Raw genomic sequence first — 17,112 nt, 5'->3', positions numbered from 1 at the left:
TGCGGCGTGCGTCAGGGGGACGCGTCCGGCTCCGGGGCGGGCGCGGCCCGGCCGGTGTCCTCGGCATCGGCCTGCCCGACGCGCGACGCACGGGCCAGCGGATGCACCGCCGGGCCCTGCAGGACCTCGCCGTCCACCCCGAACCGGGACCCGTGGCACGGGCACTCCCAGGTGCGCTCGGCGTCGTTGAACCGCACCAGGCAGCCCATGTGGGTGCAGCGGGCCGCCACCGCGTGCAGCGCTCCGGTGTCGTCGCGGTGCACCGCGAGGTGCCGCTTGCCGTCCCGTACCACCGCGCCGCCGCCCGGGGCGATGTCCTCGACGGAGCCGGTGCGGTGCGGCAGCCGGTCGCCGACGAAGTGCGCCGCGACCGTGGCCGACGTACTGAGCACGGAGGGCGCCTCGTGCCGGGGGCTCAGGCGCACCGGGTCGTACAGGTCCGCCCACGACAGGACGTCCTGCCCGGACACGCCGGTCCCGCCGCCGTCGCCCTCCTTCGCGGTGATGCGCGCCGCGAGCAGCCGGCCGGCCATCACTCCGCCGCTCATCCCCCAGCCGTTGAACCCGGTGGCCACCCAGGTGTGCCGCGCGCCGGGATGCAGCCTGCCCACGAAGGGCACGCCGTCGGAGGGTTCGTTGTCCTGGGCCGCCCAGCGGTGGGTGAGGCGTACGCCGGGGAAGCGTTCGGCGGTCCACCGCTCCAGTCGCGCGTACCGCTCCTCGACCCCGCCGGCGCCCGGGGTGAACTTCTCACCGGTGACGATCAGCAGCCGGCGGCTCCCGCCGTCCTCGTCGTCGTCGTAGGGCGCGGTGCGCACCGAGCGGGTCGAGCCCTCCGGGGTCAGGTACATGCCGTGCGGGTCCTGCGCGGCGGGGATCGGCCCCGCCACGACCAGTTCGCGGTGCGGGGTGAGCCGGGCGAACAGCAGCGACCGGTCGAAGAGGGGGTAGTGCGTCGCCACGACCACCTCGCGCGCCCGCACCACGGACCCGCCCGCCAGCGTCAGGCGGCACGGGTCGCCCTCGTGCAGGCCGGTCACCCTGGCTCCCTCGAAGACCGAAGCGCCCTGCCGCCGCAGGTCCGCCACGAGGGCCAGCAGGTACTTGCGCGGGTGGAACTGGGCCTGGTCCTCCACCCGCACGGCTCCCGCCACCGGGAACGGCAGCCCGGTCTCGGTGACGTACGTCGCGGGCAGTCCCGCCGCCCGGGCGGCCTCGGCCTCCGCCACCACGGCGCGTCCCTGCTCGCCGGTCTCGCTGTAGGAGTAGGCGGCCACGCGTTCGAAGTCGCAGTCGATCCCCAGTTCCTCGCAGACCTGGGCCACCCGCCCGATCGCGTCGCTCTGCGAGCGCGCGTAGCGGGCGGCGGCGTCCGCGCCGCGGGACTTCCGCACCCGCTGGTAGGCGAGTCCGTGCAGGGCGGACAGTTTGGCGGTGGTGTGTCCCGTCACGCCGGACGCGATCCGGCCGGCCTCCAGGAGGACCACCGACCGTCCGGCACGGGCGAGCTCCCAGGCCGTGGAGATCCCGGCGATGCCCGCGCCGATCACGGCGACGTCCGCTTCGACGCGGCCGGAGGGCGGTGGATGCGCCGCGCCGGCCCCGTACTCCATCCAGTACGAACCGGAGTCCGGCGATTCCGTGCTCATGAGCCGCTCCTTGCCATCGTTGCCCGGGGGCCGGCGTTCCCCCAATGGGAGGAAGCCACTTTCGACTGTGCCACAGCGGGGTACCCACGTCTCGCGCACCTACACGGCATGCGGACCGGGGGAAGGGCGAGTAGACCGGGACCACAGGGGCACCCGGCGAGTGCCGCACCCGGCCTGCCGGTCCCCCCGCGACCGGCCGACGACCAGCCGATATCCAGGAGGACACATGGCCGTCCGACACCAGCTCATCCGCCGCCCGCCGGACGCCCTGTGGGCGGTGCTCAGCGACCCGTCGCGTTACGAGGAATGGGTGGTGGGCACGTACTCCACCCGCCCGGGCACCGGGGCCTGGCCCCAGCAGGGGGCGACCCTGCGCTACACGGTGCGCCTGGGCCGCAAGGAGTTCGAGGGGCACACCACCGTGCGCCGCCACGAGCCTCCGCACTCCCTGGAGCTGGAGGCGTACAGCGGACCGCTGGGCACCGCGCGGATCGCCTTCGACATCAGGCCGTGGGGCGAACACACCCTGGTGACCCTGGACGAGCACCCGCTGCGCGGCGTGGGCGGCGCGCTGCACAACGGGGCGCTGGACGCGCTGATGCAGTTGCGGCACCGCAGTCTGCTGGGCCGCCTGGCCCGCACCGTGGAGGGGGCGAGCCCGGACCGGAGCGGGCGGGACGCCCGGGTCTGACGCCGCGGCTCCGGCGCCGGGGCCGCGGCGCGCCTTCCGCCGCCCCGCCCCCGGCGCCCCGCGGGTCCGTCGCACGGGAGCACGACCAGCACACCGTGCGCGGCAAGCACGGCAAGCACGAAATGCACGACGAGCACGAGAAGAGAGAACGCATGATGGACAGCACCCTGCCCCTGCTTCTGAAGGGCTACGCCTGGCTGCCCGACCGGCACCGGCGCGAGGGGAGCTGGCCCGTGCACACGCGGCTGGCCGGGCGCCGGGCGCTGGCCCTGCACGGCCCGGACGCGGTGCGCTGGTTCTACGACGAGCACAACGTCGTACGCGAGGGCGCCCTGCCGGGGCCGCTCCTGGACACCCTGTTCGGGCGGGGCGCGGTGCACACCCTGGACGGCGGGGCCCACCGGGTCCGCAAGTCGCTCTTCATGGCCGAGCTCAAGGACGCGGGCGGGCTGCGGGACCTGTCCGACCGGCTGGCCCGCGAGTGGGACCGGACGGTGGCCGCGTGGCCCGGCCGGGACCGGGTGGTGCTCTTCGACGAGGTGTCCGAGATCATCACCCGGGCGGTCTGCGACTGGGCGGGCGTCGCCCTGCCCGCGGGCCCGGACGGCTCGCGGCACCTGGCCGCCGACCTGGTCGCCATGGTCGACGGCTTCGCCACGGCGGGTCCCCGGCACTTCCGCGCCCGCCGGGCCCGGGCGAGGCAGGAGGCCAGGATCGCGGAACTCGTGACGGCCGAGCGCCGGCGGGCGGGGACCGGGACGGAAACGGGCGGACCGTCCGTCAAGGCTGCCACGGCATTCGCCGCCGTCGCCCACCACCGGGACGCCGACGGCGCCCTGCTGGACCCGCACACGGCGGCCGTCGAGGTGCTCAACGTCATCCGGCCCACCGTGGCGGTCAGTTGGTACGTGGCGTTCGCCGCCCACGCGCTGCACCGGTGGCCCGAGCAGCGCGAGCGGCTCGCCGCGGGGGACCCGGCCCGGGCCCTGGCGTTCGCCCAGGAGGTGCGCCGCTTCTACCCCTTCGCGCCCTTCGTCGCCGGTCTGGCCGCCGACACCGCGCAGTGGGACGGCCGGCCGGTGCCCGCCGGCACGATGGTGGTCCTCGACCTCTACGGCCACGACCACGACCCGGCGCTCTTCCCCGACCCCTACGCCTTCGACCCCGGCCGCTTCCTGGACCGGGCGCCCGGCCGGGACGAACTCGTCCCCCAGGGCGGCGGCGATCCGGCCACCGGGCACCGCTGCCCCGGCGAGGACGTGACGCTCGCGGTGCTGGCGACGCTGACGCCGCGGCTGGCACGGCTGGCGTACGACGTGCCGGAACAGGACCTCCGCATCCCCCTGAACCGGATGCCGACCCGGCCGCGCAGCGGCTTCGTCCTCACGGACGTACGGACGAACGCGCGGGAGACCGACGCAGCCGGATGACGCGCCGGCCGGGCGCGGGGCGCGTTCCGCACCGCGCCCGGCCGGGACGGGCGCACAGGCGCAGCCGTCGGGGTCCCGCCGGGCCCGCACCCCGTGCAGCCGCCCCGGCCGGGCGGGTGCGCGGGGGGGGCGGACGCACCTGAGCGTGCCGGTGCTCCGTGTCGGTACGGCGACCGGCGGACGGCGGGTGACCCCGTCGTCCGGTGTACACGAAATGAACGAGGGGGAGCCCCGCCGAGCGCGGCGATCTCCCGGAGTCCAATAGCCCTCCCCCCGCGCCGGGTTCAGGAGGGCTTTCTGCTGCCCACGAGCAACTCCTCATATTCCGCTTAATCGTTAGGAAGGTTTCCCAACACTCTTGACGCCGCCTGGGCGGACCCCTAGCTTTCACGCCAGGAACACACGCTCACCCCACACCTGGAGTTCGTGATGCGCCGGTCCGCCCGATCTGTCATGTCCATGGCCAGCGGCTCCCTCGCGGCCGTCCTGCTGGCCCTCTCCGGCACCGCCTCCGCGTCCCCCGCGGGGGATTCCTCCTCCTCCGCACCGGGGGCCCGTGCGATCAACGGTCCCCTCAAGGTCTGCGGCACCCAGCTCTGTGACGCCGACGGCAAGGCCGTCCAGCTCAACGGCATGAGCACCCACGGCACGCAGTGGTTCCCCCAGTGCGTCACCAGCAAGTCCATGGACGCGCTCGCCACCGACTGGCGCGCCGACGTCCTGCGCGTCTCCACGTACGTCCAGGACGAGGGCTACGAGGACGACCCCGCCAAGTTCACCGCCCGCGCGCAGAAGTTCGTCGACCTGGCCCTCGCCCGGGGCATGTACGCGATCATCGACTGGCACATGCTGGAGCCGGGCGACCCGCACTACAACCTGGAGCGGGCGAAGACCTTCTTCACCGCCATGGCGAAGAAGTACAAGGACCACCCCGGCGTCCTCTACGAGATCGCCAACGAGCCGTCCGGCGTCAGCTGGTCGCGCGTCAAGTCCTACGCCGAGCAGGTCATCCCGGTCATCCGCGCCAAGGACCCCGACTCGGTGGTGCTCGTCGGAACGCGCGCCTGGTCGTCCTTCGGGGTGTCCGAGGACTCCGACGAGTCCGAGGTGGTGAACAACCCGGTACGGGCCTCGAACATCATGTACACCTTCCACTTCTACGCGGCCTCGCACCGCGAGGAGTACCTGCAGACGCTCGACCGGGCCTCCGACAAGCTGCCCGTCTTCGTCACCGAGTTCGGCACCCAGAACTACAAGGGCGAGGACGCCAACGACTTCGCGATGGCGCAGAAGTACCTCGACCTCATGAAGCGCAAGAAGATCTCCTGGGTCAACTGGAACTACTCCGACGACCACCGCTCCGGCGCCGTCTTCAAGGACGGCGTGTGCGACACCGACGACAAGTGGACCGGCACGTCCGTCCTCAAGGAAGCCGGCGTCTGGATCCGGAGCAAGATCCGCGCCTGATCCGCACCACCAGCACCGATTTCGACGTACGGCGGCTCGGCGCGGTGCCCGCGTTGCGACGGGCATGACGCGCTCAGCGAGAGCTCTGACCCGGCCGCCGTTCCGCCGTCCCGCCCGCCCCGGCGGGCGGGACGGCGGCCCGCACACATTCCAGCTCTCCTCGCCCCACGTCAGGGAGTCCAGGTATGCGCCTGAACGTCTCAGCCCATCTCCCCCCTTCCCCCGGAAGGACCCCCACCCTCCTCCTCTCCCTCACCGCCCTGCTCGCCCTCGTCGGCGGGCTCCTCCTCGCCCTTCCCGGCCCGGCCACGGCCGCCGCCGACCCGGTCATCTCCGGTGGGAAGGCCACCACGTCCTCCTCCGACGAGTCCTCCTCCTTCGGCCCCGAGAACGCCGTCGACGGCGACCCCGCCACCCGCTGGGCCAGCGCCGAGGGCAAGGACCCGCAGTGGCTGCGCATCGACCTGGGCGCCAACGCCTCCGTCTCGCGGGTCCGGCTGGTCTGGGAGGCCGCCTACGCCAAGGCGTACCGCGTCGAGACGTCGGCGGACGGGGTGGCCTGGACCACGATCGCCCAGGAGACCGCCGGAAACGGCGGCACCGACGACCTCACCGCCCTCACCGGCACCGGCAGGTACCTGCGCGTGTACGGCACCGCGCGCGGCACCGAGTACGGCTACTCGCTGTTCGAGGCGGAGGTGTACGGCACCCTCGACTCCACCCCGCCGCCCACCGGCGCCTTCACGGTCGTCGCGGCCGGTGACATCGCCGCCCAGTGCACCGCGTCCGACAGCAACTGCGCCCACCCCAAGACCGCCAAGCTGGCGCAGCAGCTCAACCCGAAGTTCTACCTGACCATGGGCGACAACCAGTACGACGACGCCCGCCTGAGCGACTTCCGCGCCTACTACGACAAGACCTGGGGCGCCTTCAAGGCCAAGACCCGCCCGGTGCCCGGCAACCACGAGACGTACGACCCGGCGGGCTCCCTCTCCGGCTACAAGTCCTACTTCGGCTCCATCGCCTACCCGAAGGGCAAGAGCTACTACAGCTACGACGAGGGCAACTGGCACTTCGTCGCCCTCGACTCCAACTCCTTCGACAAGGCCGAGCAGATCAACTGGCTGAAGGCCGACCTCGCCGCCAACAGCAAGAAGTGCATCGCCGCCTACTTCCACCACCCGCTCTTCTCCTCCGGCGGGCACGGCAACGAGCTGGTCTCCAAGCCGGTGTGGAAGATCCTGTACGGCGCCAAGGCCGACGTCGTCCTCGGCGGCCACGACCACCACTACGAGCGGTTCGCCCCGCAGGACCCCGAGGGCAAGGCCAAGGCCGACGGGATCGTGCAGATCGTCGGCGGCATGGGCGGCGCCGAGCCCTACCCGATCGAGGAGATCCAGCCGAACAGCCAGAAGCGGATCAGCGGCCCCTACGGCGTGCTGAAGATGGACTTCGACGACACCGGCTACGCCTGGAGCTACATCGGCGTCGACGGCAAGGTGAAGGACACGAGCCCGAAGTACAGCTGCCACTGATGTACCTGGCAGCCAACGGCCGCCCGGACGCGCCGCCCCGCCCCGCAGGGGCCCGGCGGCGCGTGCCCGGCACCGTCATCGCACTCGGCGCGGTCAGTCTCGTCACGGACGTCTCCTCGGAGATGGTCACGGCGGTGCTGCCGCTCTACCTGGTCCTCGGTCTGGGTCTCACCCCGCTCCAGTTCGGCTTCCTGGACGGCCTCTTCAACGGGGCGACCGCCCTCGTGCGGCTGCTCGGCGGACGGCTCGCCGACCGCGGGGGCCGGCACAAGCGGGTCGCCGGGGCCGGCTACCTGCTCTCCGCCCTCTCCCGGCTCGGGCTGCTCCTCGCGGGCGGCGCCACCGCCGGGATCGCCGCCTCGCTCGCCGCCGACCGGCTCGGCAAGGGCGTGCGCACCGCGCCCCGGGACGCCCTGATCTCGCTCAGCTCCCCGCCCGGCGAACTGGGCCGCTCCTTCGGCGTGCACCGGGCGATGGACACCACCGGCGCGCTGCTGGGCCCCCTGGTCGCCTTCGCCGTGCTGTGGGCGACCGCCGACGCCTACGACGCGGTGTTCGTGGTCAGCTTCTGCGTGGGCCTGCTCGGCGTACTGCTGCTCGTGATGTACGTCCCGGCGGCCCCCGCCGGCCCGCCCGTCCGCACGCGCCCCGCCACCCACCGGCCGCTGCGCGACCCCGCCTTCCGGCGCATCCTGTACGCCGCCTCCCTGCTCGGCGCGGCCACCATCGGCGACGCCTTCCTCTACCTGCTGCTCCAGCAGGGCCTGGACCTCCCGCCCGCCCTGTTCCCGCTGCTGCCGCTCGGCGCCGCCGTCGGTTACCTGCTGCTCAGCGTCCCGGCGGGCCGGATCGCCGACCGGACCGGACGCCGGGTGCCGTTCCTGCTCGGGCACGCCGCGCTGCTCGGCGCGTACGCCGTGCTGCTCGGCCCGGTGACCTGGACGACGCTCGTCGTCGTCCTCGCTCTGCTGGGCATCTTCTACGCCGCCACCGACGGCGTCCTGATGGCCCTCGCCGGTCCCGTGCTGCCCGCGCACGGCCGGGCGAGCGGATTCGCGATCCTGCAGACCGGGCAGGCCCTGGCCCGGCTGGTCGGCGCGGCCGGCTTCGGCGCGGCCTGGACCTTCTGGGGGTCGGGGCCCGCCCTGGCGACGGCGGCGGCCGTCCTGGCGGCGGCCCTGGTCGCGGCGTGGCGCGTGCTGCCCGCCTCCCCGCAGCCGCCCTCCCCGCCGCCCACCTCCTCCGCTCCCGCTCCCTCTGCCGCCCCGGAGGCGTCATGAATCTCCGCAACCGGCGACTGCGTCTGGTCCTGGTGGTCGCCGCCGTGCTCCTGCTGGGGGGCGGCTCGCTGGGTTACGTCCTGCACGCCCGCGAGCGCCAGGCCCCGGCGGGCCAGGTGCAGGCCGACGCCTCGTTCACCCTCGCCACGCCGGGCCTGTACTTCCGCGAGGGGGACTCGGGCCGGGTCGCGCGCCGGGTCGCCGGCCAGGCGTCCGCGCAGACCGGCGGGCCCTCCTGCGACCGGTTCCACGCGGCGGGGCAGCACGCCCTGTGCCTGCGGAAACTGCCCGGGGTGCCCGCCCGCACGCACGCCGTCGTCCTCGACCGGAACCTGCGGGAGGTCCGCCGGGTCACCGTCGCGGGCATCCCCAACCGGGCCCGGGTCTCCGCCTCGGGCAACGTCCTGGCCTGGACCACCTTCGCCACCGGCGACTCCTACGCCACGTCGGCCTTCTCCACCCGGACGGCCGTCCTGGACCTGCGGACCGGGTTCCTGGTCAAGTCGATCGAAGGCATCCCGCTGACCATCGACGGGGTCCGCCACCACTCCCCCGACGTCAACTTCTGGGGCGTGACCTTCGCCCGCGACGACAACCGCTTCTACGCCACCGTCTCGACCAAGGGCAGGACCCACCTCGTCGAGGGCGACCTGCGGAAGTGGTCGGCCAAGGCGCTGCGCACGAACGTCGAATGCCCCTCGCTGTCGCCGGACAACACCCGGATCGCCTTCAAGAAGAAGGTCAGGGACGACCCCTCGAAGCCCTGGCAGCTGTACGTCCTGGACCTGGCGACCCTGCGCGAGCACGCGCTCGCCGAGACCCGCAGCGTCGACGACCAGGCCGCCTGGCTGGACGACGCCACCCTCGGGTACGCCCTGCCGGGACAGGACGGCCGCAGGAGCGACCTGTGGACCACCCCCGCCGACGGCACCGGCGCTCCCCGCCTCTCCGTCCCGGGCGCCTCCTCCCCGGTGGCGGTGCGCTGACCCGGCCGCCCCCGGCCCACGACGGCGGGCCGGGGGCGGAAGTCCTTACGGAACGCGGACGTCCGCGCGCTGCGGCCGCCCGCGTGCGCCTCCCCGCCCGCGCGGATGCGAGGCTGTGCGGATGGGGAACGTGCAGCGGGTGCTGGTGGTGGACGACGACCCGACCGTGTCCGAGGTGGTCGCCGGATACCTGGAGCGGGCCGGGTTCGCGGTGGACCGCGCCGCCGACGGGCCCGGTGCGCTGGCCGCGGCCCGCCGCTGCCGGCCCGACCTGGTGGTCCTGGACCTGATGCTGCCCGGCATGGACGGCCTCCGGGTCTGCCGCACGCTGCGGGCGGACGGACCCGTTCCGGTGATCATGCTGACCGCCCGCAGCGGCGAGGAGGACCGCATCCTCGGGCTGGAGGTGGGGGCCGACGACTACGTGACCAAGCCGTTCAGCCCCCGCGAACTGGTCCTGCGGGTCGCCTCCGTGCTGCGCCGCGCCTCCCGGCCCCCCGCGCCGGGTCCCGTGCTGCGCGCGGCCGGCCTCGAACTCGATCCGGCGGCGCGGCGGGCCCGCCAGGACGGGCGCGAGCTGTCCCTCACGCAGCGGGAGTTCGACCTGCTCGCCCACTTCCTGCGGCACCCGGGGCAGGTGTGCGGCCGGGAGCTGCTGATGCGGGAGGTGTGGGGGTGGGAGTTCGGCGACCTCTCCACCGTCACCGTCCATGTGCGGCGGCTGCGCAGCAAGATCGAGGAGGACCCGGCCCGCCCCCTGCTGATCCAGACGGTCTGGGGCGCCGGATACCGTTTCGACCCGCCGCACCTCCCACCGCGGGACCGGATGCAGGACCCGCCGCGGCCCCGGACGGCGGAGAGCTGAGGGCCGCCCGTGCGCGACATCCTGATCATCGCCCTCTACGCCTTCCTCGGCGCGGCCGGGGCCGGACTGCTGGGCGCCGCCGTCCTGCACCTGCTGCGCCGCCGTTCGGTCGCGGTGTCGCTCGCCGTGGTGGCGGCGGTCGCGGTGGGCGCGATGCTCGCCGGGACCCTCGCCGTGGCCTGGGCGATGTTCCTGTCCCCCCACGACCTCTACGTGGTCACGCTGGTCGTCGCGATGGCGGCGGGGGTCTCGCTCCTCACCGCGCTCGCCCTCGGCCGCCGCCTCGTCGTCAGCACCCGGCAACTCGTGCACTCGGCGCGGGAGTTCGGTGACGGCGGCACCTTCACCCCGCCGCCGCCGGGGGCCGCGCCCGCCGAGCTGGCCGCCCTCAGCGCCGAGCTCGCCGCGACGGCCGCCCGGCTGGCCGGGGCGCGCGCACGCGAACGCACCCTGGAGGCGTCCCGGCGCGAGCTGGTGGCCTGGATCTCGCACGACCTGCGCACCCCGCTGGCCGGTCTGCGCGCCATGTCGGAGGCGCTGGAGGACGGCGTCGCGCAGGACACCGCCCGCTACCACCGGCAGATCCGCACCGAGGTGGACCGGCTCAACTCCATGGTCGGCGACCTGTTCGAGCTCTCCCGCATCCACGCCGGCGCGCTCGCCCTGCAACCGGTCCGGATGTCGGCGTACGACCTGGTCGGCGAGGTCCTGGAGGGGACGGATCCGCTCGCCCGGGAGCACGGGGTGCGGCTCGTCGGGGAGCGGGTCGATCCGGTGCCGCTGGAGGTGGACGGCCGGGAGATGTCCAGGGTGCTGGCGAACCTGCTGGTCAACGCGATCCGTCACACCCCGGCCGACGGCACGGTGACGGTCGCCGCCGAGCAGCGGGCCGCCGGGGCGGTCCTGTCCGTCACGGACGGCTGCGGCGGCATCCCGGCCGAGGACCTGGCCCGGGTCTTCGACACCGGCTGGCGCGGCACCGCGGCCCGGACCCCGCCGGCCGGGGCGGGTCTGGGCCTGGCCATCGTGCGCGGCATCGTGGAGGCGCACTCCGGGCGGGCCGAGGTCCGCAACGTGCCGGGCGGCTGCTGCTTCGAGATCACGCTGCCGACCGCCGGGGCGTGAGGTCGGCGGCGCCGAAGGACACCGAGAAGCGCTCGCACCAGATGACGGCGCTGCGGTAGGCGGAGAGATCGGTTCCGGCCGGGACGGCGTAGTTCTGGTCGCCCCGGTTGCCCTTGAGCCCGCCCAGCTCCACCGCGCCCTCGCCGAGGTTCCTCTCTGCCCCCTCGGCGTCCTCGCGCGACAGGTAGACCCGTACGTCCGGGCCCTCCGAGGTCGCGAGGCCCTCGAGGCGCAGCACGGTCCCGGCGCCGCCGGCGAGGCGGACCGTGCGGGCGGTGCCCGTGGTGGTGTGCTCGTGGCTGACGAAATCGCCCCGGGCGAGGTCGACGGGGCCGGCCGTGCCCGGGACGGGCGTCGTGCCCGGCGGGCCGGGGGCGGTGGGGGCGGCCGCCGCGGGGGGAAGCGCCTCGTTCACGGTGGTCGTGGTGAACGCCTTCCAGGGCTGGAAGGCGTGGAGGGCGGCCCCCGCGGCCACGGTCAGGACGACCAGCAGGGCGACGAGCGGGCGGCGGCGTGCGGCGGGCGCGGGCATGGGGACTCCAGGGGGGCTGGGCCGGGACGGCCGGGCCCGCGCAGGGTGCCGGGCCGGGTGTTCGTGCCCCCAGTAGACCCGCGGCCGCGCCCGCCGGGCGAGCCCTGGCGGGGGGCCGTAAGAGATCGGTAACACCTGTCCGGCCGGCGGCACTTCACCGCCGCGGCCGGGTGCGCGGCCCACCGCATCCGGAACCTCGAACTGACGACGCGCAGCGCGGCGCGGAGCCGCCCGCCGGGCCACGCCGGCGGTCCGGCCCCTCGGCCTGAGGCGTCCTCTCAGTGGCCCGAGGCGTCCTCCTGGGCCTCCTCGTTGGGGGACAGCGCGTCCCCGGCCTCCCCGTCGTGGTCCGCGGGGAGGTCGGTCCGGCCGACATCGCGGGTCTCGGCTTCCTCGAACTCCTTCAGGGCCTCGTCGAGAGCCGTCTCCGGGCGTCCGGCGTCCTGGTCCGACTGGTGCTGGGGGCTGGTCATGCGCGTCCTCATTCCTGGCCTGTACGCGTCCTCGGGTCCGCGTGCCTCCGCGCTCTGTTCGCAGCGGCTGCGTACACACGTAACCCGCTCCCCCGTCCCGTAACCCGTGCAGATGACATCGGTCCGCCGTACGGGACAGAATCGGCATTCGTCGCACAACGGGCCGACGGCGTCGGCGCGGCGCATTCGCGAGCGAGAGGGAGAGCCGGGATGGGCAACGAGTCCTACGGGAAGAAGCGGTTCAAGAGGTCGCGCAGTCACTTCGCGGACCGGATCACCGCCGACGGGCGCGACGGCTGGCCGGTGGAGGCGGGACGCTACCGGCTCGTGGTGAGCCTGGCGTGCCCGTGGGCCGGCCGGGTGCTCGTCGCGCGTCGGCTGCTCGGCCTGGAGTCCGCCCTGTCGCTCGGGATCACCGACCCGATCCAGGACGACCGGAGCTGGCGCTTCACCCTCGACCCGGACGGCCGCGATCCGGTCCTGGGCATCCGGTACCTGAGCGAGGCGTACGAGGCGCGGGAGAAGGACGCGCCGGGCGGGGTGAGCGTGCCGGCGATCGTGGACGTGCCCAGTGGGCGGCTGGTCACCAACGACTTCCAGCAGATCACCCTCGACCTGGCCACCGAGTGGACGGAGCTGCACCGTCCGGGAGCGCCCGACCTGTATCCGCGGGCCCTGCGCGCGGAGATCGACGAGGTGATGGAGGACGTCTTCCAGGACCTCAACAACGGTGTGTACCGGGCGGGGTTCGCGACCGGCCAGGAGGAGTACGAGAGGGCGTGCCGGGACGTCTTCCGCCGGCTCGACGCGCTGACGCGGCGGCTCGCCGACCGGCGCTACCTGGTGGGCGACACCCTCACCGAGGCCGACATCCGGCTGTTCACGACGCTGGTGCGCTTCGACGCGGTCTATCACGGCCACTTCAAGTGCAACCGGTACAAGCTCAGCGAGAACCCCGTGCTGTGGGCGTACGCCCGGGACCTCTTCCAGACGCCGGGGTTCGGGGACACCGTGGACTTCGACCACATCAAACGCCACTACTACCGGGTCCACCGTGGCATCAACCCGACGGGCGTCGTGCCGCTGGGGCCGGACACCGACGGCTGGACCACCCCGCACGGCCGCGAGCGCCTGGGCGGCCGTCCCTTCGGAGAGGGAACGCCGCCGGGCGCGCCCTGACGCGGTCCGCGCACCGGCCGTGGGCGCCGGCGCGTACGGCCGGGGCGGTCAGGCCGCCGCGGTGCGGAACGCGCGGGGGCTCTCGCCGGTGTGGCGTTTGAACGCGGCGCTGAAGCCGAAGGCGTCGGCGTAGCCGACGGACCTTCCGATCTGCGCGACGCTGAGGTCCGTGTCGGTCAGCAGCGTCTCGGCCTCGGCCATCCGGCATTCCGTGAGGTAGGCCAGGGGCGGCCGGCCCATCAGCGCGGTGAAGCGCTTGGCGAACAGGGCCCGGGAGACCCCGGCCCGGGTGGCCAGCGAGGCGACCGTCCAGGGTTCGGCGGGCCGGTCGTGGAAGGCCTGGAGGGCGGGGCCGAGGACCTCGTCGGCGAGGCCCCGGTACCAGCTCGGCGCGTCGGCGCCGGCCTGGTCGAACCAATTGCGCAGGGTGCACACCAGCGCCCAGTCGAGGAGCCGGTCCATCAACGCCTGTGATCCTGCGGTGAGTTGGGCGGCGTCGGCGGCGGCCTGCTCAAGCCAGGCGCAGACCTCCGCGTCCTCCGTGACCACCAGGACGGGCGGCAGCGCGCGCAGCAGCCGCTCGTGGCGGCGGCCCGAGGCGCGGTAGGCGCCCACGATCAGCGCGGTCGCCGCCTCCGTTTCGCCGCCCCAGCGGATTCCGGCGAGCTCCTCGGCGGTGCACTCCGCGTCCGCGGCGAAGCAGGCGATCTCGTAGGTGGAGTGGGGGCGTCGGACGCTGTCGGGGCGGTCCGCCAGGTGGAACGGCGCGGGGCCGCGCACGATGGCCGTGTCACCCGCGCGGACCGTCCGCCGCGTGCCGTCGGGCAGCAGCAGGGTGCCGCCGCCGCGCAGCACGCTGACCATGGTCAGCGGCGCCCCGTCGGCGAAGCGGATGGTCCAGGGCGCCGTCAGTACGGCGTGGCTGACGACCGAGCCCTCGGCCCGGATGCCGCTCAGGAGCGAACTCAGAGGGTCCATGGAAGCAGCGTAGACGATCGCCTATGTTCCGTAGCGTTTCTCCCATGGATCATCCATCCCGCCGGGTCTGTACTGGGTTCATCGCACCGACCGAGACCTACCGGGAGACACCGTGACCGAGCTCGCCAGCCAGAGCAGGACCGCCCTCGTCGTCGTCGCGCACCACCGCGCCGACTCCCTCACCGCGCACACCGCCCGCCGGGCCGCCGCCCGGCTCGAGGCGGCCGGGTACCGCGTCGACCTGCTCGACCTGCACGCGGAAGGGTTCGACCCGCGGATGAACACCGCGGACGAGCCGGACTGGGGCAACAGGGAGAAGGCGTACTCGGACGAAGTGCAGGCCCACATGCGGCGCGTCCTCGACGCCGATGTCGTCGTCGCCGTCTTCCCCGTCTACTGGCAGAGCGTGCCCGCCGTGCTCAAGGGCTGGATCGACCGCGTGTGGAACTACGGGTTCGCCTACGGCCGCAGCAAGCCCCGCCTCGCCGGCAAGCGCATGCTGTGGCTGGGCCTGGCCGGCGCCCCGTCTGACGATCCCGTCGTGGCGGGGATGCAGGCCGTCCTGGACAGCGGCCTGAACGACGGCATCGCCTCCTACTGCGGTTTCTCCCGGTCCACCGTCGGCCTGCTCACCGACGCGGAGGAGCGCCCCCAGCGCGTCGACGCCGAAGGCAACCTCCTGGTCGGCCAGGCGGTCACGGGCGCCGAACGGGAGGCGCAGTACGCCGACTTCGACCGCCGCGCCCAGGAGTTCGTGGACAGGTTCGTCGCCGAGGAACTCGTCGCGGCCTGACCGCCGACGGTCACCGCGCGCCCGCCGGTGCGCGGCGTCCGCCGACGGCGCCGCGCACCGGCCGCGGCCCGTCACCGTCTCAGACCCTGCGCACGACGTGCAGCAGGTACTCCCGGCGGTGCAGCGGGTTGTGGTCGGTGCGCGCCCTGGACGGGGGCCGCCGGGTGGCCGTCACCGGCCGGTGACGGGCGAAGGAGGTCTCCAACAGCCCCTCGCCGCCGGTGAGCCCGGCCAGCCGGCGTTCCAGCGGGTGGACGGAGGCGGCCGGGATCTCACCGGTCAGCGAGCAGCCGTACCGCTCGACGCGCGGTGCGGCCGGCACCGCCCGCAGGCGGGCCAGGAGTGGCACGACCTGTCCGAGCGCGGCCGACGGGACTTCGAGGCGGAAGTCGTGCATCGGCTCCAGCACGGTGGTCCCGGCCCGGCGCAGCGCGCTCATCAGCACCAGCGGGGTCAGGCCGCGGAAGTCCGCGGCGGTGCTCCGCACGGAGCAGAATCCGCTGTGCGTCAGCGTCACGACGCAGTCGCTCACCTGCCAGCCGTACAAGCCCTGGTGGAGCGTCGCCCGGACGGTGTCCTCCACGGCGCGCATGAACGCGTGGGGCATCGAGCCGAGTTCGACGCCCAGCCGGTGGTCCACGCCGCTTCCGGGCGGGCCCGGCTCCACCCGCAGTCCGACGGTCGCCGCGAAGGGGTTTCCGTCCTCCCCCCTCGTTTCGCGCGCCTGCCCCGGACCGTCGACGCTCTCCCGGTGCAGGGTGGTGGTCGCGGAGAACGAGACGGGGATGCCGTAGTCCTCGTCGAGCGTCGTCCCGATGACCTCCTTCTGCACCTCCCCGTACAGCGATACGGAGGTCTCGCGCCGGATCTCGTCGTGCCGCAGCCCGATCAGCGGGTCCTGCTCGGCGAGTTGCAGGAGCGCGGAGTGCAGGGCGGCGCGGTCGCCGGGGCGGACCGGCCGGACGACGGTCTCCAGGGCGGGCGGCGCGAAGTGGCGGTCCGTCCCCGTCCGCGGCCCGGGCCTGCCGACCGTGTCGCCCACCCGTACGTCGGCGAGGCCGAGCAACTGGCCGATCTGCCCGGCCGCGACCGCCCGCGCACCGGTGACCGTGCCCTCCGCGAAGACCCGCACTCCGGTCACCCTGCCCTCCCGGGCCGCGCCCGGGCCCTGCCGGAGGGTCACGTGGTCGCGTACCCGCACCCGTCCGCCGAACAGCCGGACGTACGCGATCCGCTCCCCGGCGGCGCCCCGCTCGACCTTGAAGACCGTGCCCGAGACCGGTTCGTCCGGGGCTCCCCCGGCCGGCGGCAGCAGTTGGCCGATGCCCTCGGCGAGGGCGTCGACGCCTGCCCCGGTGACGGCCGATCCGAAGAACACCGGGTGGATCAGCGCCCGGTGGGTCTGCCGCACGAGTTCCGCGCGCAGCCGGGCGGGCGGCAGCGGGTGCGGCAGGGCGTTCAGGCAGGCGGCCAGCACGGCGTCGTCCTGCTCCGCGAGGCGCTGCCCCAGGCGGTCGGCGACGTCCGCGTCCGCTTCGGGGTACGGCTGGAAGGAGGCGGTGGGGAGGCCCGCGTCGTGGACCGCGCCCAGCGGGGCGAGCGCGGGGGTGAGCCGGTCGCCGAGGGAGCGCAGCAGGGAGGTGTCCTGCGCCCCCCTGCGGTCGATCTTGTTGACGAAGATCAGGGTGGGGATGCGCAGGCGTCGCAGGGTGCGCATCAGGACGCGGGTCTGCGCCTGGACGCCTTCGACGGCGGACACCACCAGGACGGCCCCGTCGAGCACGCCGAGGACCCGTTCCACCTCGGCGATGAAGTCGGGGTGCCCGGGGGTGTCGATGAGGTTGACCGTACGGCCGTCGAGTGCGAACGACGCGACGGCGGACTTGATGGTGATGCCGCGGCGGCGCTCCAGCGCGAGGGTGTCGGTGTGGGTGCTGCCCGCGTCGACGCTGCCGATCTCGTCGAGGACTCCGGCGAAGTGCAGGAGCCGCTCGGTGAGGCTCGTCTTGCCCGCGTCCACGTGGGCGACGATGCCCAGGTTGAGGGCGTCAGACCCGGGGTCCGGGGAGGCGGAGCGCGCGGGGTTGGGCGCGCCCGCGGAGATGTGCGTTTCCGTGTGCACTGACGAT

General features: G+C 74.1%; 15 protein-coding genes. 10 read left to right on the top strand and 5 right to left on the bottom strand.

All coding sequences use genetic code 11. From position 1 onward, the window contains the following. Window positions 1–11: 11 nt before the first annotated feature. Window positions 12–1,649, bottom strand: a complete 1,638-nt coding sequence (locus ACIP93_RS18600; RefSeq protein WP_401760221.1) for an FAD-dependent oxidoreductase — start codon at window positions 1,647–1,649, stop codon at window positions 12–14. 226 nt (window positions 1,650–1,875) lie between these two features. Between ACIP93_RS18600 and ACIP93_RS18595 the strand changes: the two genes are divergently transcribed. From ACIP93_RS18595 to ACIP93_RS18560, 8 genes are all read left to right on the top strand, one after another. Continuing rightward, window positions 1,876–2,340 (top strand): SRPBCC family protein, encoded by a 465-nt coding sequence (locus ACIP93_RS18595; RefSeq protein WP_401760218.1) that lies wholly within the window; start codon window positions 1,876–1,878, stop codon window positions 2,338–2,340. A 152-nt stretch (window positions 2,341–2,492) separates the two neighbouring features. Next, window positions 2,493–3,770 carry a cytochrome P450 gene (locus ACIP93_RS18590; protein ID WP_401760215.1) on the top strand — a complete coding sequence of 426 codons (1,278 nt, stop codon included), beginning with the start codon at window positions 2,493–2,495 and terminating at the stop codon, window positions 3,768–3,770. Window positions 3,771–4,223: 453 nt separating this feature from the next. Continuing rightward, window positions 4,224–5,237 carry a glycoside hydrolase family 5 protein gene (locus ACIP93_RS18585; protein ID WP_401760212.1) on the top strand — a complete coding sequence of 338 codons (1,014 nt, stop codon included), beginning with the start codon at window positions 4,224–4,226 and terminating at the stop codon, window positions 5,235–5,237. Window positions 5,238–5,422: 185 nt separating this feature from the next. After that, window positions 5,423–6,772 (top strand): discoidin domain-containing protein, encoded by a 1,350-nt coding sequence (locus ACIP93_RS18580; RefSeq protein ID WP_345219645.1) that lies wholly within the window; start codon window positions 5,423–5,425, stop codon window positions 6,770–6,772. Further along, complete coding sequence (locus ACIP93_RS18575) at window positions 6,772–8,052, top strand: MFS transporter (protein WP_401760209.1); 1,281 nt, start codon at window positions 6,772–6,774, stop codon at window positions 8,050–8,052. Before ACIP93_RS18580 ends, ACIP93_RS18575 begins: the two co-directional genes overlap by 1 nt. Then, window positions 8,049–9,038 carry a hypothetical protein gene (locus ACIP93_RS18570; RefSeq protein WP_345219643.1) on the top strand — a complete coding sequence of 330 codons (990 nt, stop codon included), beginning with the start codon at window positions 8,049–8,051 and terminating at the stop codon, window positions 9,036–9,038. The genes ACIP93_RS18575 and ACIP93_RS18570 overlap by 4 nt, the downstream gene beginning before the upstream one ends. Before the next feature lie 121 nt (window positions 9,039–9,159). Continuing rightward, entirely contained in the window at window positions 9,160–9,903 is a 744-nt protein-coding gene (locus ACIP93_RS18565; protein ID WP_401760206.1) for a response regulator transcription factor, read from the top strand. A 9-nt stretch (window positions 9,904–9,912) separates the two neighbouring features. Continuing rightward, complete coding sequence (locus tag ACIP93_RS18560) at window positions 9,913–11,028, top strand: sensor histidine kinase (RefSeq protein WP_401760203.1); 1,116 nt, start codon at window positions 9,913–9,915, stop codon at window positions 11,026–11,028. Here the strand turns inward: ACIP93_RS18560 and ACIP93_RS18555 are convergent. Together ACIP93_RS18555 and ACIP93_RS18550 are read right to left on the bottom strand one after the other, a co-directional pair. After that, window positions 11,003–11,560, bottom strand: coding sequence for a DM13 domain-containing protein (locus ACIP93_RS18555; protein WP_401760200.1), 558 nt, complete (start codon window positions 11,558–11,560; stop codon window positions 11,003–11,005). The two genes, ACIP93_RS18560 and ACIP93_RS18555, sit on opposite strands and share 26 nt — an antisense overlap. 278 nt (window positions 11,561–11,838) lie before the next feature. Continuing rightward, on the bottom strand, window positions 11,839–12,033 hold the full coding sequence (locus ACIP93_RS18550) for a hypothetical protein (protein WP_345219640.1): 195 nt from the start codon (window positions 12,031–12,033) through the stop codon (window positions 11,839–11,841). 210 nt (window positions 12,034–12,243) lie between these two features. Between ACIP93_RS18550 and ACIP93_RS18545 the strand changes: the two genes are divergently transcribed. After that, the gene (locus tag ACIP93_RS18545; protein ID WP_401760197.1) at window positions 12,244–13,212 is read left to right on the top strand and encodes a glutathione S-transferase family protein; all 969 of its coding nucleotides are present in this window, start codon (window positions 12,244–12,246) and stop codon (window positions 13,210–13,212) included. A gap of 48 nt (window positions 13,213–13,260) precedes the next feature. Here the strand turns inward: ACIP93_RS18545 and ACIP93_RS18540 are convergent, their stop codons facing one another. Further along, entirely contained in the window at window positions 13,261–14,190 is a 930-nt protein-coding gene (locus ACIP93_RS18540) for an AraC family transcriptional regulator (RefSeq protein ID WP_401760195.1), read from the bottom strand. Window positions 14,191–14,302: 112 nt separating this feature from the next. Here ACIP93_RS18540 and ACIP93_RS18535 point away from each other — a divergent pair, with 112 nt between their 5' ends. After that, window positions 14,303–14,983 (top strand): NAD(P)H oxidoreductase, encoded by a 681-nt coding sequence (locus ACIP93_RS18535; protein WP_345219637.1) that lies wholly within the window; start codon window positions 14,303–14,305, stop codon window positions 14,981–14,983. A gap of 79 nt (window positions 14,984–15,062) precedes the next feature. Here ACIP93_RS18535 and ACIP93_RS18530 read toward each other — a convergent pair whose 3' ends face one another. Then, window positions 15,063–17,087, bottom strand: a complete 2,025-nt coding sequence (locus ACIP93_RS18530) for a GTP-binding protein (protein WP_401760621.1) — start codon at window positions 17,085–17,087, stop codon at window positions 15,063–15,065. Window positions 17,088–17,112: the final 25 nt, after the last annotated feature.

Source organism: Streptomyces sp. NPDC088745 (genome assembly GCF_044751045.1).
Taxonomy (GTDB): domain Bacteria; phylum Actinomycetota; class Actinomycetes; order Streptomycetales; family Streptomycetaceae; genus Streptomyces; species Streptomyces cremeus.
The sequence above is the reverse complement of the archived record's forward strand: the minus strand, read 5'-3'. Positions and strand labels throughout refer to the sequence as shown.

Coding starts and splice junctions, on each gene's coding strand:
- ACIP93_RS18600 (WP_401760221.1), bottom strand. CDS start 1,649: ATGAGCACGGAATCGCCGGACTCCGGTTCGTACTGGATGGAGTACGGG.
- ACIP93_RS18595 (WP_401760218.1), top strand. CDS start 1,876: ATGGCCGTCCGACACCAGCTCATCCGCCGCCCGCCGGACGCCCTGTGG.
- ACIP93_RS18590 (WP_401760215.1), top strand. CDS start 2,493: ATGATGGACAGCACCCTGCCCCTGCTTCTGAAGGGCTACGCCTGGCTG.
- ACIP93_RS18585 (WP_401760212.1), top strand. CDS start 4,224: ATGTCCATGGCCAGCGGCTCCCTCGCGGCCGTCCTGCTGGCCCTCTCC.
- ACIP93_RS18580 (WP_345219645.1), top strand. CDS start 5,423: ATGCGCCTGAACGTCTCAGCCCATCTCCCCCCTTCCCCCGGAAGGACC.
- ACIP93_RS18575 (WP_401760209.1), top strand. CDS start 6,772: ATGTACCTGGCAGCCAACGGCCGCCCGGACGCGCCGCCCCGCCCCGCA.
- ACIP93_RS18570 (WP_345219643.1), top strand. CDS start 8,049: ATGAATCTCCGCAACCGGCGACTGCGTCTGGTCCTGGTGGTCGCCGCC.
- ACIP93_RS18565 (WP_401760206.1), top strand. CDS start 9,160: ATGGGGAACGTGCAGCGGGTGCTGGTGGTGGACGACGACCCGACCGTG.
- ACIP93_RS18555 (WP_401760200.1), bottom strand. CDS start 11,560: ATGCCCGCGCCCGCCGCACGCCGCCGCCCGCTCGTCGCCCTGCTGGTC.
- ACIP93_RS18550 (WP_345219640.1), bottom strand. CDS start 12,033: ATGACCAGCCCCCAGCACCAGTCGGACCAGGACGCCGGACGCCCGGAG.
- ACIP93_RS18545 (WP_401760197.1), top strand. CDS start 12,244: ATGGGCAACGAGTCCTACGGGAAGAAGCGGTTCAAGAGGTCGCGCAGT.
- ACIP93_RS18540 (WP_401760195.1), bottom strand. CDS start 14,190: ATGGACCCTCTGAGTTCGCTCCTGAGCGGCATCCGGGCCGAGGGCTCG.